Origin of the sequence: Cellulomonas phragmiteti (assembly GCF_016862775.1) — a bacterium.
Lineage (GTDB): Bacteria > Actinomycetota > Actinomycetes > Actinomycetales > Cellulomonadaceae > Cellulomonas > Cellulomonas phragmiteti.
Genome location: NZ_BONP01000012.1, coordinates 39,531 through 53,129 on the forward strand (window position 1 = coordinate 39,531; position 13,599 = coordinate 53,129).

11 protein-coding genes are annotated in these 13,599 nt (G+C 72.6%); 7 read left to right on the top strand and 4 right to left on the bottom strand.

The window, feature by feature from the left end; translation table 11 throughout:
* Positions 1-18 precede the first annotated feature (18 nt).
* From Cph01nite_RS11295 to Cph01nite_RS11305, 3 genes are all read right to left on the bottom strand, one after another.
* A complete protein-coding gene (locus tag Cph01nite_RS11295; RefSeq protein WP_203674201.1) occupies positions 19-1,458 on the bottom strand; it encodes a cellulase family glycosylhydrolase in 1,440 nt (479 codons plus the stop codon).
* 172 nt (positions 1,459-1,630) lie between these two features.
* Positions 1,631-3,664 carry an acetate--CoA ligase gene (acs, locus tag Cph01nite_RS11300; protein ID WP_203674203.1) on the bottom strand — a complete coding sequence of 678 codons (2,034 nt, stop codon included), beginning with the start codon at positions 3,662-3,664 and terminating at the stop codon, positions 1,631-1,633.
* A gap of 115 nt (positions 3,665-3,779) precedes the next feature.
* A complete protein-coding gene (locus Cph01nite_RS11305; RefSeq protein ID WP_203674205.1) occupies positions 3,780-4,634 on the bottom strand; it encodes a hypothetical protein in 855 nt (284 codons plus the stop codon).
* 270 nt (positions 4,635-4,904) lie between these two features.
* On the opposite strand from Cph01nite_RS11305, the gene Cph01nite_RS11310 reads away from it, so the two are divergent.
* The 5 genes from Cph01nite_RS11310 to Cph01nite_RS11330 all read left to right on the top strand — a co-directional run bounded on the left by Cph01nite_RS11310 (position 4,905) and on the right by Cph01nite_RS11330 (position 10,564).
* Positions 4,905-6,281: an L-lactate MFS transporter gene (locus Cph01nite_RS11310; protein ID WP_203674207.1), complete on the top strand. Its 1,377-nt coding sequence runs from the start codon at positions 4,905-4,907 to the stop codon at positions 6,279-6,281.
* Positions 6,281-6,454 (top strand): MFS transporter small subunit, encoded by a 174-nt coding sequence (locus tag Cph01nite_RS11315; RefSeq protein WP_203674209.1) that lies wholly within the window; start codon positions 6,281-6,283, stop codon positions 6,452-6,454. The genes Cph01nite_RS11310 and Cph01nite_RS11315 overlap by 1 nt, the downstream gene beginning before the upstream one ends.
* 401 nt (positions 6,455-6,855) lie before the next feature.
* Positions 6,856-8,532 (top strand): ABC transporter substrate-binding protein, encoded by a 1,677-nt coding sequence (locus Cph01nite_RS11320; protein ID WP_203674211.1) that lies wholly within the window; start codon positions 6,856-6,858, stop codon positions 8,530-8,532.
* 83 nt (positions 8,533-8,615) lie between these two features.
* Positions 8,616-9,638, top strand: coding sequence for an ABC transporter permease (locus tag Cph01nite_RS11325; RefSeq protein ID WP_203674213.1), 1,023 nt, complete (start codon positions 8,616-8,618; stop codon positions 9,636-9,638).
* Positions 9,632-10,564 (top strand): carbohydrate ABC transporter permease, encoded by a 933-nt coding sequence (locus Cph01nite_RS11330; protein WP_373307571.1) that lies wholly within the window; start codon positions 9,632-9,634, stop codon positions 10,562-10,564. Before Cph01nite_RS11325 ends, Cph01nite_RS11330 begins: the two co-directional genes overlap by 7 nt.
* Before the next feature lie 63 nt (positions 10,565-10,627).
* Here the strand turns inward: Cph01nite_RS11330 and Cph01nite_RS11335 are convergent, their stop codons facing one another.
* Complete coding sequence (locus Cph01nite_RS11335; RefSeq protein ID WP_203674215.1) at positions 10,628-12,079, bottom strand: NAD-dependent malic enzyme; 1,452 nt, start codon at positions 12,077-12,079, stop codon at positions 10,628-10,630.
* Positions 12,080-12,184: 105 nt separating this feature from the next.
* On the opposite strand from Cph01nite_RS11335, the gene Cph01nite_RS11340 reads away from it, so the two are divergent.
* Together Cph01nite_RS11340 and Cph01nite_RS11345 are read left to right on the top strand one after the other, a co-directional pair.
* Complete coding sequence (locus Cph01nite_RS11340) at positions 12,185-12,664, top strand: NUDIX hydrolase (RefSeq protein ID WP_203674217.1); 480 nt, start codon at positions 12,185-12,187, stop codon at positions 12,662-12,664.
* On the top strand, positions 12,661-13,518 hold the full coding sequence (locus tag Cph01nite_RS11345) for a Fic family protein (RefSeq protein ID WP_203674219.1): 858 nt from the start codon (positions 12,661-12,663) through the stop codon (positions 13,516-13,518). Before Cph01nite_RS11340 ends, Cph01nite_RS11345 begins: the two co-directional genes overlap by 4 nt.
* Positions 13,519-13,599 lie beyond the last annotated feature (81 nt).

Sequence of the window (13,599 nt, forward strand, 5' to 3'; positions counted from 1 at the left end):
CGCCCGGTCAGGGGCGGGTCAGCGGCAGCTCACCGCGACCGTGCCGGTCGGTGCGGTCCCGGAGCCGATGAACCCGTAGGTGGCGGTCTGGCCGGCGGCGAGGCTGCCGTTCCACGCGGCGTTCGACGCGGTCACCGCACTGCCCGTGCCGCTGAACGTGGCGCTCCAGCCCTGCGCGACCGACGCACCGGCCGGCAGCGTGAACGACGTGGTCCAGCCGGACAGCGCGCCGGCACCGGCCGTGACGTCGACCGTGCCCTGGAAGCCGCCGGGCCACGCGTTGGACACCGTGAGCCGGGCGGTGCACGCCCCGCCCGGCGTGCTCGTGGGCGTGGGGGTGGGAGTGGGCGTCGGTGACGTCGTGGGTGTGGGCGTGGGTGTCGGGGTGGGCGTCGGCGTCGGCGTGGGCGACGTGGTCGGCGTGGGCGACGTGGTCGGCGTCGGCGTCGCGCCGGTGAAGAAGGTGGCGGTGCGTGCCGTCGCCCGGATGCCGTTCGCGCCGTCGAAGATCAGGGTGCCCCAGGCGGTCTTCCGCGCCGGGTCGAAGGCGGTGACCATGTCGAGGTACTCCACGCCGCCGCTGTTGCCGGACCACGACCACCCGTAGTACCCGATGCCGCGCGCGACGGCCTCGCGCATGATCGTCGCCTCGTCGGGGTTGCCGTCCGAGTGGTCGTGCCCGAACTCGCCGATGACCAGCGGCAGGCCCTGCGCCGCGAACGCGTCGAGGTACGACGTGATCGTCGAGGCCTGCGCGTACACGCCGTACATGTGCACGGAGAAGAGCGTGTTGCCCTCGGGGTCGGCCGCGGCGACGGTCGCGGCGGTGTCCCGCATGACGCCCTTCCAGTCCTGGCCCCAGTTGGGTGCGTCCACGACGATGTTGTGCCGCAGGCCGGCGGCGCGCACCGTGCGGATCGCCGCGGCGGTGTCCGCGGTCCAGCGCGTGACCTGCGGCTCGTTGTTGCCGGTGGGCTCGTTGCCGATGTTGATCTGGATGAAGTCCTCGGTGCCCTGCAGGACGGACCGCAGCCCGACCCAGTAGGCGGCCGCGGCGTCCAGGCCGACGGCGCCCGTCTGCTCGCCGTAGCCCGTGGTGTCGTGGTTCTCGAGCATGCAGACGAGCTGGTTCGCCTTGCACAGCGCGATGACGCCCGCGACGTCGGACGCGCCGTTGGCCGTCCACCGGCCGCCGGACAGCACGACGCGCACGGCGTTGGCGCCCGCGGCGCGGATCGCCGGGAGGGCGGTCGGCGTCTGCGACGTGTACCAGGTGTGCGCGTGGCTCACACCGCGCGCGACGAACGGCGTGCCGTCCTGCTCGACGAGCTGCGTGCCGGAGATGTGCAGGCCGACGGGGTCGGCCGCGGTGGCGGTGGTGGCGACGGCGGTGATCCCGCCGACCGCCAGGAGGGCGGCGCCGCAGGCGGCTGCGGCGCGCAGGGTGGTGGTCCTCATCGACGTCCTCGTTCCGCGAAGGTGTCCGGGTGCCCGTCGGCGCCGTCCGGCGCACGCGGGGTGCGGCGGTCAGACAACCAGCGGGCCCCGGCGTCCTCCATCGGCGAAGCGTTTCACCGTCGGATCCGCGCAAGCGCTTCGCCGACGCGCCCCTGGGACGTCGCCCCGGCGCTCAGTCCTGCGAGGCCGCCGCGGGCGTCGCCAGGCCCTGGGCGATGAGGTCCATGACCGAGGAGTCCGCGAGCGTCGTCGCGTCCCCGACCTGCCGGTGCTCGGCCACGTCGCGCAGCAGCCGCCGCATGATCTTGCCGGACCGCGTCTTGGGCAGCTCGGCGACCACGAGGATCTGACGCGGCTTGGCGATGGGGCCGATCTCCTTGGCCACGTGCGTGCGCAGCGTCTCCTGCACCGTCGCGGCGTCGGCGGCGTGCCCCTCGGCGACGTCCCCGCGCAGGATGACGAACGCCACGACCGCCTGGCCCGTCGTCTCGTCCGTCGCCCCCACGACGGCCGCCTCCGCGACCCACGGGTGCGACACGAGCGCCGACTCGATCTCGGTGGTCGACAGCCGGTGGCCGGAGACGTTCATGACGTCGTCGACCCGTCCGAGCAGCCAGATGTCGCCGTCGTCGTCCTTCTTCGCCCCGTCCCCGGCGAAGTAGATGTTCCGGAACCGGGACCAGTAGGTGTCCTTGTACCGGTCGGGGTCGCCCCAGATGCCGCGCAGCATCGAGGGCCACGGCTCGGTGAGGACGAGGTACCCGCCGCCGCCGTTCGGGACCGGCTGCGCGTCGTCGTCGACGACGTCCGCGGCGATGCCGGGCAGCGGGACCTGCGCCGACCCCGGCTTGGTCTCGGTGACGCCGGGCAGCGGGCTGATCATGATCGCGCCCGTCTCGGTCTGCCACCACGTGTCGACGATCGGGGTGCGGTCCCCGCCGATGACGCGGCGGTACCACATCCACGCCTCGGGGTTGATCGGCTCGCCCACCGACCCGAGCACGCGCAGCGACGACAGGTCGAACTGCTCGGGGATCTCGGCGCCCCACTTCATGCACGTCCGGATCGCGGTGGGCGCGGTGTAGAGGATCGTCACGCCGTACTTCTGCACGATCTCCCACCAGCGGCCCCGGTGCGGGGTGTCCGGGGTCCCCTCGTAGATGACCTGCGTGGCGCCGTTGAGCAGCGGCCCGTAGACCACGTACGTGTGCCCCGTGATCCAGCCGACGTCGGCCGTGCACCAGTACACGTCCGTCTCCGGCTTGAGGTCGAACACGTTGAGGTGCGTGTACGCGGCCTGGGTGAGGTAGCCGCCGGTGGTGTGGAAGATGCCCTTGGGCTTCCCGGTCGTGCCCGACGTGTAGAGGATGAACAGCGGGTGCTCGGCCTCGACGTCGACCGGTGCGTGCGTGGCGGACGCCGCGTCCACCGCCTCGTGCCACCAGACGTCGCGCCCGTCCGTCCAGTCGACCGGCTGCCCGGTGCGCCGCACGACCATCACGTGCGACACGCTCGGCGCACCCTTCGCCAGCGCCTCGTCGACGGCCGGCTTGAGCGCCGAGGGCTTGCCGCGGCGGAACCCGCCGTCGGCCGTGACCACGAGGGTGGCCTCGGCGTCGAGGATGCGTGAGCTCAGGGCCTCGGCGGAGAACCCGCCGAACACCACGGAGTGCGGCGCGCCGATCCGGGCGCACGCGAGCATCGTGATGACGGCCTCGGGGATGAGCGGCAGGTAGATCGCGACCCGGTCGCCGGTACCGACACCCAGCGCGGCGAACGCGTTGGCGGCCTTGGACACCTCGCGCTGCAGGTCCGCGTACGTCAGCGTGCGCGTGTCGCCGCCCTCGCCTTCAAAGTGCAGGGCGACACGGTCGCCGTGGCCCGCCTCGACGTGCCGGTCCACCGCGTTGTACGCGGCGTTGAGCCGACCGTCGGCGAACCACCGCACGAACGGCGCGTCGGACCAGTCGAGCGTCTGCGTGAACGGCGTGGACCACGAGACCAGCTCGCGCGCCTGGTCCGCCCAGAAGCCGGGGCGGTCCGCGTTCGCCCACGCGTAGGCGTCGGGCGTCGCGTTGGCCTGGGCGGCGAACTCCGGCGACGGCGGGAAGCGGCGCTCCTCCGTCAGGAGGTTCTCCAGGCCGGGGCTCCCCGGGGGGACGACCGCGTCACCGGTCGACGTGGGGGCGGCAGGCTGTTCGGTCACGGTGTCTCCTACGCAGCGGCTTCGGTGCGACGGTGGGCTGACCAGTGCGGTCCTCGTCACGGACCTTAGTCCCGGATGCGCACCTCGCGCACCGTGCTGGGCTGCGGCGACGCCGTCAGGCCGCCCGGTTGCGCTCGCGGAACGCGCCGAGCCGCACGCCGTGGCGACGCGCCAGCGCGATGACCACACCACCCGCGAGCAGCAGCACCCCGACCGTGATCGTCGTGCCCGACGTCCCGGCGACGTTCACCTGCGTCGTGGTCAGGTCCCACGCGTCGGCCCCCACGATGTCGAGCGCGGCGGCGCGGGCGATCCCCGGGGCGTACAGCTGCAGCCCGCCCACCCCGCCCAGCACCAGACCGGCCGTCACGGGGACCGCCGCGGACCACAGCCCCAGCGCGAGCAGGGCGGCCAGGAGCAGGGCCCCGGCGCTGACGAGCACGATGCCCAGGAGCTCCAGGGACGCGTCCCAGCCGTCGTGCTGGACCACGAGGATGCGGCTCTGGCCCAGCAGGAGGACCCCGGCGGCCGGCAGCGAGAGCAGCAGGCCGACGAGCGCACCGAGCACGTGGCTGCCCAGGTGCGGCGTGCGGGGTGCGTGCGGGTCGGGGAACAGCTCGTCGTCGTCGCTCGCGCGCGGCCCGGGGTCGTCGGCCGGGCGCCGCCCGGCGTCGTCGCTCGGGCGCGGCCCGGCCGTGCCGTGGTCGTCGTCGGCGGTCCCGGGGGTCCCGGGGGTCACGGGCGGGGTCGACCCGGCCGGCGCCGCGGGCCGCTCGTCGCCCGCGGGCGAGGTGGTCACGGGCGTCGGACCGGTGCGGGGCGGCGTCGGCGCGGGGTCGGTGGGCGGCGTCGGCGCGGGGCGCTGCACGGCGTGGCGGCCGGCGTCCGGGTCGCCCGTCCCGGCCGGTCCCGTCACCCCGTCGCCCGTGCCCGGGTCGTCGCCGGGGCGGGTCGGGTCCGTCGTGCTCACGCGTGCTCCTCGGGTCACGGCGGCGCACCGTGCGACGCCTGGTAGCCACGCTAGGGCGCTCGTCGCCCGCGCGCCTCGTGGGCGCGCGGGCCGGCCGGGTGCGGGGCCTTCGGGACCTTGGTCACGCGCGAGCCCCCGCCGCCCGGGCGCGGGGCACGGGCACGGCCCCGTGGACGGCCGGTCTCGTGACGTTGGTCCCCCGGGATGCGCGGTGCGCGACGCCACGATGTGGCTCACGCCCGACCGTGGGCACCGAGGTGGGAGGACCTGATGAGGGTGCTGGACAAGAGTCGGACCGTCGCCCCGCGCGGCTACAACCGGTGGCTGGTGCCGCCGGCTGCGCTCGCGGTGCACCTGTCGATCGGGCAGGTGTACGCGTTCTCCGTCTTCAAGAACCCGCTGCTGGAGCGGTTCGGGACGAGCCACACGTCGGTGGCCGTGATCTTCTCGATGGCGATCGTCATGCTCGGCCTGTCGGCCGCGTTCGGCGGCAAGTGGATGGAGCGCAACGGCCCGCGCAAGGCGATGGCGCTGTCCGCGGTCTGCTGGGTGAGCGGCTTCCTCGTCGCCGCGCTCGGCGTGCAGCTCGGCCAGCTGTGGATCGTCTACCTCGGCTACGGACTCATCGGCGGCATCGGCCTCGGCATCGGCTACATCTCGCCGGTGTCGACCCTCATCAAGTGGTTCCCGGACCGTCCCGGTCTGGCCACCGGCCTGGCGATCATGGGCTTCGGCGGCGGTGCGCTCGTCGCCTCGCCCCTGACCGCGCGCCTGCTCGAGGCCTACGCCCCGACGCCGGCGCAGGCGATCGTCCCGACGATGCTCACGCTCGCCGCGGTGTACGCGGTCCTCATGACCTGCGGCGCGGCGATGATCCGGGTCCCCGCGCCGGGCTGGCGGCCCGCCGGCTGGACGCCGCCGGCGCGCGGTGCGAACGCCATGCAGTCGCACGCCGACGTCCGTGTCGGCAACGCCGTGCGGACGCCGCAGTTCTACCTGCTGTGGATCGTGCTGTTCACCAACGTCACCGCCGGCATCGGCATCCTCGAGCAGGCCTCGCCGATGATCCAGGACTTCTTCCCCGCGGTCACCGCCGCGACCGCCGCCGGGTTCGTCGGGCTGCTGTCGCTGGCGAACATGGGTGGCCGCTTCGTGTGGTCGACGACCTCGGACAAGCTCGGCCGCAAACGGACCTACATCATGTACCTCGGCGTCGGCGCCGTGCTGTACGCCTTCCTCGCCGCCCTCGGGGCGTCGGCCGTCGGCCTGTTCGTCGCGCTGACGTTCGTCATCGTCAGCTTCTACGGCGGCGGCTTCGCGACGATCCCCGCGTACCTCAAGGACCTGTTCGGCCAGCTCGAGGTGGGCGCGATCCACGGTCGTCTCCTGACGGCGTGGTCCGCCGCCGGCATCGCCGGTCCGCTGATCGTCAACGGCATCGCCGACGCCCGCAGCGCGCAGGGCGTGACCGGTGCGGCGCTCTACCTGCCGTCGCTCGTGACGATGTGCGGCGTGCTCGTCGTGGGCTTCGTCGCCAACATGCTCGTCCGGCCCGTCGCGGCCCGCTTCCACGAGCCGGAGACCCCCGCGCTCGTCGTCCCCCAGGCCGACCGCGTCCCCGTCGGCGTCGTCACCGAGGAGTCCTGATGACCAGCGACCAGCCCCTGGACGCCAACGACACCGCCGCCCTGACCGAGCCCGCCGCCGGGGGCTCCGCCCCCGTCCGTGCCCTGGCGATCGCGCTGTGGGTCGTGGTGGGTTCCCTGCTCGCCTACGGCATCGCCCAGACCGTCATCAAGGCGTCCGCGCTCTTCGCCTGAACCCCAGCGGCCGCGCGCCGCCGTCACGGCCCCCCCTCGTGACGGCGGCGCGTCGGCGTGCCCGCGCACGGGTGCGCCGCGAGGTCGTGCGACGGCGCAGGTCGGGGGTCCGTGCTGGGCCGTCCGACCCGGGGGAGCGATTCCACGATCAGTCGTCATCTGTTCGTTATCGCAGGTGCTTGACGGGGCCCCACCGGGGCTCGTAGCGTCCCGGCACATCGGCAGATGTATCGTTAATCCTGGTGCATCGACCGGTGACACCGGAGGTCGTCGGCAAGGGTGCTGACGGGCCCCCCGGGCCGGTGACGCAGAGTGGCACATCGCTCGGCGTCGGCGGTGCTCGTTCCCTGCTCCAACGCCCGGGTCGTCGCCTGGGACGGATCTCGAAGAGGAGAGCCCTGATGGCACGTGCGGGACACATGATGGGACGACGGACGCGCTCGGCGCGTGCCGTCGGTGCGCTGACGGTGGTCGGCGCGCTGGCACTGGCCGCCTGCGGCGGCAGTGACGGCGGGTCCACGAACGCGGACGGCGAGCCCGCGGACCTGGAGTGCTCGACCGAGGCGGTCGCCGACCAGCCGTGGAAGGCCGCGGAGCCGCGCGAGTTCTCGCTGCTGTGGACGGACTGGGCCGACTACCCGATCACCGACAGCTGGGACTTCTTCGACGAGATCGAGGAGCGGACCAACGTCCGGCTGAACCTGACGAACATCCCGTTCAGCGACGCGACCGAGAAGCGCAGCCTGCTCATCAGCGCCGGCGACGCGCCGCAGATCATCCCGCTCGTGTACACGGGCGAGGAGCGCCAGTTCGCCGCCTCCGGCGCGGTCGTGCCGCTGAGCGACTACGTCGACTACATGCCCAACTTCCAGAAGTACATGGAGGAGTGGGACCTGACAGACATGGTCAACGACCTGCGGCAGGAGGACGGCAAGTACTACATGACGCCCGGCCTCCAGGAGGTCTCGGTCCCCGTCTTCACGCTGATCATCCGCAAGGACGTCTTCGACGAGGTCGGCGCTCCGGCGCCCGAGACCTGGGAGGACCTGCAGGAGGGCCTCGAGCTCATCAAGGCCGCCTACCCGGACAGCCAGCCGCTGGCCGACGGCTTCGAGGGCCAGTCGATGATCAACTACGCGGCCCACGCCTTCGGCACGGTCGGTGGCTGGGGCTTCGGTGACGGCGCCTGGTGGGACGAGGACGCGGGCGAGTTCGTCTACGCCGCGACCACCGACGGCTACAAGGACATGGTGACGTACTTCAACGGGCTGGCCGAGAACGGCCTGCTCGACACCGAGTCGTTCACGGCGTCCAACGACGGTGGCGGCACGGTGACCGAGAAGTTCGCCGCCGAGCGCGTGTTCGCGGCCTCGGGTGGCTCGTGGACCGTGCAGGAGTTCTCGACCGCTCTCGAGGCGGCCGGCGTCACGGACTTCGAGCTCGTGCAGATCGCGCCCCCGGGCGGCCCTGCCGGCATGGTCGTCGAGCCCCGCAACTTCTGGAACGGGTTCATGCTCACCTCCGACGCGGTGAACGACCCGAACTTCTGCGACCTGCTCGGGTTCACCGACTGGCTGTACTACAACCCCGAGGCACGTGAGCTCATCCAGTGGGGCGTCGAGGGCGAGCACTACACCAAGGACGCCGAGGGCAACTACACGCTGGAGCCCGACATCACGTTCGCGGGCCTCAACCTGAACCCGTCCGGCACGATCGACCTCAAGAAGGACCTCGGGTACGCCAACGACGTCTTCGCCGGGTCGACCGAGTCGCGCGAGCTCAAGGAGTCCTACAACGTCCCGGCGTTCGTCGAGTACATCGACGACGTGCAGTCGAACCGGACGCCGCGCGACCCGTTCCCGCCGCACCCGCTCGACGAGGCCGAGCTCGAGCAGTCCTCGCTGCTGGGGACCCCGCTCAAGGACACGGTCGACACGGCGACGCTCGAGTTCATCCTCGGGCAGCGCGACCTCTCGGAGTGGGACTCCTTCGTGTCCCAGCTCGAGGGCCAGGGTCTGTCGAACTACATGGACCTGATCAACGGCGCTCGTGAGCGCGCCGCCGGGAACAACGGCTGAGCCCACGCTCGACGAGGTGCGGTGGGCCGGTCCCCACGGGGCCGGCCCACCGCACCGCCGATCCGCTCACGAAGGAGTGAGAAATGAGCGCAGCTCACGCGACGGGTGACGCCTTCGCGACCACGGTCACGGCATCGGGGGGACCCGTCCCCTCGACGGTCGAGGACGAGGCGGTCCGCGGCACCACGCGCCCGCCGACACGCAAGATCGGGTGGGGGCACACCCTGCGTCGCGACTGGGTGCTCTACGCGATGGCCCTGGTGCCGGTGCTGTTCCTGCTCGTGTTCCGGTACATCCCGATGTTCGGCAACATCATCGCGTTCCGCCGGTTCCGGCCGGGCGGCAGCATCATCGGCGACGAGTGGGTCGGGATGCGCTATGTCGAGCTCTTCCTCAACGACCCGAACTTCTGGAACGTCTTCGGCAACACGGTCATCCTCGGTGGCCTGACGCTGCTCTTCTGCTTCCCGCTGCCGATCGTCCTGGCCCTGCTGCTCAACGAGGTGCGCCAGCGGGCGTTCAAGCGCGTCGTGCAGTCGATCTCCTACCTGCCGCACTTCCTGTCGGTCGTCATCGTCGTCGGCATGGTCATGCAGCTGCTGTCCCTCCAGGGCACGGTGAACCAGCTGATCGAGGCCTTCGGCGGCGAGGCCATCCCGTTCCTGCAGCGCTCCGAGTGGTTCCGGACCGTGTACGTCGGGTCCGAGATCTGGCAGACCGTCGGGTGGGGCACGATCCTCTACCTCGCGGCCCTCACCACGGTCGACTCCTCGCTCTACGAGGCCGCCCGCATCGACGGCGCCAACCGCTGGCGGCAGACGTGGCACGTCACGCTGCCGGGCATCCGCCCGACGATGATCACGCTGCTGATCCTCAACATCGGCCTGTTCCTCAACGTCGGGTTCGAGAAGGTCCTGCTGCTGTACAACCCCCTCACCTACTCCACCGGCGACGTCGTCTCGACGTACCTGTACCGGGTGGGCCTGGTCTCGAACAACTTCAGCTACGCGACGGCCATCGGCCTGTTCCAGGCGATCATCGGCCTCGTCATGATCCTCTCCGCGAACTTCCTGTCGCGCCGAGTGGTAGGAGCAAGCCTGTGGTGACCCAGAGCGCACTCACCGCGCCGTCGTCCGGCGGCGGCATGTCCATCGGGCCGCGTGACTCCAAGGGCTACAAGGCGTTCACGTGGTTCAACGGCTCGTTCCTCGTCGTGCTCTGCGGGTTCATGCTCTACCCGTTCGTCACGGTGCTGGCGCAGTCGTTCAGCAGCGCCGGCGCGGTCAAGGCCGGCCTGGTCAACGTCGTGCCGATCGGCTTCAACGTCGACACGTACCGCGTCGTCATCGCGAACGACCTGTTCTGGTCGTCGTACCGCAACACCGTGGTGTACACGCTGGTCGGCACCACCATCGCCATGGTGCTGACGACGCTGCTCGCCTACGTCCTGGCACGCAAGGCGCTGCGCGGGCGCAACGTCCTCATCGGCATCGCCGTGTTCACGATGTTCTTCAACGGCGGTCTGATCCCCAACTACGTGCTCATCCAGACCCTCGGTCTGAAGAACACGATGTGGGCCGTCGTGCTGCCCGGTGCGATCTCGGTGTTCAACCTGCTGGTCATGAAGTCGTTCTTCGAGAACATGCCCTCGGAGCTCGAGGAGGCCGCGAAGGTCGACGGGCTCGGCTGGTGGGGGATCTTCCGCCGCATCGTCCTGCCGCTGTCCAAGGCGGTCCTGGCGACGATGATCCTGTTCTACTCGGTGGCGATCTGGAACGACTGGTTCGCGGCGTTCCTGTACCTCGACAAGCAGGAGCTGTTCCCGGTGACGCTGTACCTGCGCAACATGATCGCGGGTGCCTCGTCGACGGCCTCCCAGGGCGCGGCGGCCGCCGGGTCCACCAAGGAGGCGATCTCGGCGAACATCCAGGCGGTGACGATGATCCTCACCATCATCCCGATCCTGTGCATCTACCCGTTCGTCCAGCGGTACTTCGTGTCCGGCATCATGCTCGGCTCGGTCAAGGGCTGAGCGCGGCGCACGACCGCGGACGCGACCCCGGCGAGGACACCTCCTCGCCGGGGTCGCGTGCGTTCAGGCCCCGGTGTACCGGACGGTGGCGATCGCTCCGGTCTCCGGGCGGGCCGCCACGTGACCGGCCTCCGACTCGGCGGCGGCGCGCACCGCGGCGGCGACCGCCGTCGTCGCCTCGGGGTTGAAGACGCTGGGGACGATGTACGTCGGGTTGAGCTCGTCCGGGTGGACCACCGACGCCAGCGCGTGCGCCGCGGCCAGCAGCATGGACTCCGTCACGCTGCGCGACTGCGCGTCGAGCAGGCCGCGGAACACGCCCGGGAACGCCAGCACGTTGTTGATCTGGTTCGCGAAGTCCGAGCGCCCGGTCCCGACGACCGCCGCGTACTGCGCGGCCTCGTCGGGGTCGACCTCGGGGCGCGGGTTGGCGAGCGCGAAGACGATCGCGTCCGGCGCCATGCGCGACACGTCCTGCCCCGTGATGACGTCGGGCGCCGACAGGCCGATGAACACGTCCGCCCCCGCGACCGCGTCGCGCAGCGTGCCGGTGACGCCGCGCTGGTTGGTGGCCTCCGCCGTCCAGCGCAGGGACGGGCTCAGACCCGGCCGGTCGCGGTGGATCACGCCGTCGACGTCGGCGACGACCACGTCGCGCACGCCGGCCGCGAGCAGCAGCTTGAGGACCGCGGTGCCCGCGGCCCCCGCCCCGGACATGACGACCCGCACGTCGCCGACGCGCTTGCCGACGACCTGCAGCGCGTTGCTCAGCGCCGCGACCACCACGATCGCCGTGCCGTGCTGGTCGTCGTGGAACACCGGGATGTCGAGCCGCTCGCGCAGCCGCCGCTCGATCTCGAAGCAGCGCGGTGCCGAGATGTCCTCGAGGTTGATGCCCGCGAACACGGGCGCGATCGCGACCACCGTCTCCACGATGCGGTCGACGTCGGTCGTGTCCAGGCAGATCGGGAACGCGTCGATGTCCGCGAACCGCTTGAACAGGACGGCCTTGCCCTCCATCACCGGCAGCGCCGCCAGCGGGCCGATGTCCCCCATGCCGAGGACGGCGGTGCCGTCCGTGACCACCGCGATCGTGTTGCGCTTGATGGTCAGGCGCCGGGCGTCCTCGGGGTGCTCGGCGATGGCCTGGCACACCCGCGCCACGCCCGGCGTGTACGCCATCGACAGGTCGTCGCGGTTGCGCAGCGGCACCTTCGACTCGATCGAGAGCTTGCCGCCGAGGTGCATGAGGAACGTCCGGTCGGAGACGCGCTGCACGACCACGCCGTCGAGGCCCTCGAGGGCCGCGACGACGTCGGCGGCGTGGGCGGTGTCCCGCGTCGCGCACGTGACGTCGACGGTCATCGTCTCGTGGAACGACGCCGTGACGTCCAGCGCCGTGACGATCCCCCCGGCGCGCTCGATCGCGGTCGTGAGGTCCGAGACGGCCGTGGGGCGCGCCTGCACCTCCAGCCGGGCGGTGATGGACGAGGACACGGACGGTGCGAGGACCATGTCGACATTGTGGCCGCCCGGGGGCTCGCGGTGCGCGCGGGCCACGCCGGTCGGCCGCCGCGCCGGGCATGCTCCGGGGGCGACGCCGGCCGGTAGCATCGGCGCGTGCCCGTCCCGCCGTTCGTCCTGGCCCTGCGTGAGCGCGTCGGGCACGATCTGCTGTGGATGCCGGGGGTCACGGCCGTCGTCCTGCGCGAGGACGGGCCGCGGCCCCTGCTGCTCCTGGTGCGCCGCGCCGACGACGGGCAGTGGACGCCCGTCACCGGGATCGTCGACCCGGGGGAGGACCCGGCCGTCGCCGCGGTGCGCGAGGTGCGCGAGGAGGCCGACGTCGTCGCGGTTGCCCAGCGACTCGCGCAGGTGAGCGTGGTGGGGCCCGTCGTCTACGAGAACGGCGACCGGTCGCAGTACCTCGACCTGACCTTCCGGTGCCGCTGGGTGTCCGGCGAGCCGTTCCCCGCGGACGGCGAGAACACCGACGCCCGGTGGTACGACCTGGACGCGCTGCCGACCATGTCGCCGTCGATGGCGTCGCGCGTGGCGGCCGCACTGCCGGAGCGCGGCGAGGCCGAGTTCGCCACGTGACGGGCTCCACGGACGCGCTCGCGGGCCTCGCCGGGCTGCCGGGGGTCGCGGCGGCGGTCGACGTCGCACGCGCGGCCTGCGAGGAGCTGCGGTGGCACGAGGCGTTCCGCCGCCGGTGGCGCGAGGTGCGCGCCGAGGCGGGGCTGCGGGCGGCGGCCGCGTCGGCGGCGCTCGACGGCGCACCCGTCGGCGTCGACGCGCTGCGGGCCTGGGCGACGGGGACCTCCGCCCCGGGCGGCGGCGTGGACGTGGTCGCAGCGGGCGCCCTGCGCGCGCAGGGCGTCGTCGAGGCGCAGCTGCCGGACCTCGGTGGCCCCGGCCCGCGGGCGTCGACGCCGCTGCCGCAGGTGCTCGCGCGGCTGCACGCGGCTGCCGCCGCGGACCTGCTGCCGCCGCACGAGGTCGGCCGTCCCCGCACCGGGCCGCCCGGGGACCTGCGCGCCCTGGGGGCTGCGCCGCAGGCCGGGGTCGCGGCCGCGCGGGTCGCTGGAGTCCTGGCCGACGCCGCCGCGACGCGTGCACCGGCACTCGTCGTCGTCGCGGTCGTCCACGCCGAGCTGCTGAGCGTCCGCCCGTTCCGCGCGGCCAACGGCGTGGTCGCGCGGGCCGCCGCCCGGCTGCTCGCGGTGCGCACCGGCCTGGACCCGACCGCCTGCGCGGTGCCCGAGGCGGTGTGGCGGGACGCACCGGCGGCGTACCTCGCCGCGGCCGCCCGGTACGCGACGGGGGAGCCCGAGGGGGTCGCGGGGTGGGTCGTGGCCTACGCGGACGCGGTGGCCCGTGGTGCCGGGGTGGCCCGGGGCGTCGCCGACGAGGTGCTGGCCGGCCGGCGAGCGGCGGCCCCGCCAGGCTGAGCGGGGGACCGTCCCGGCGACGCGTCGCGCCGCGACCAGGCCCGGACACGAACGACGGCGCCTCGTGGGACGCCGTCGCCG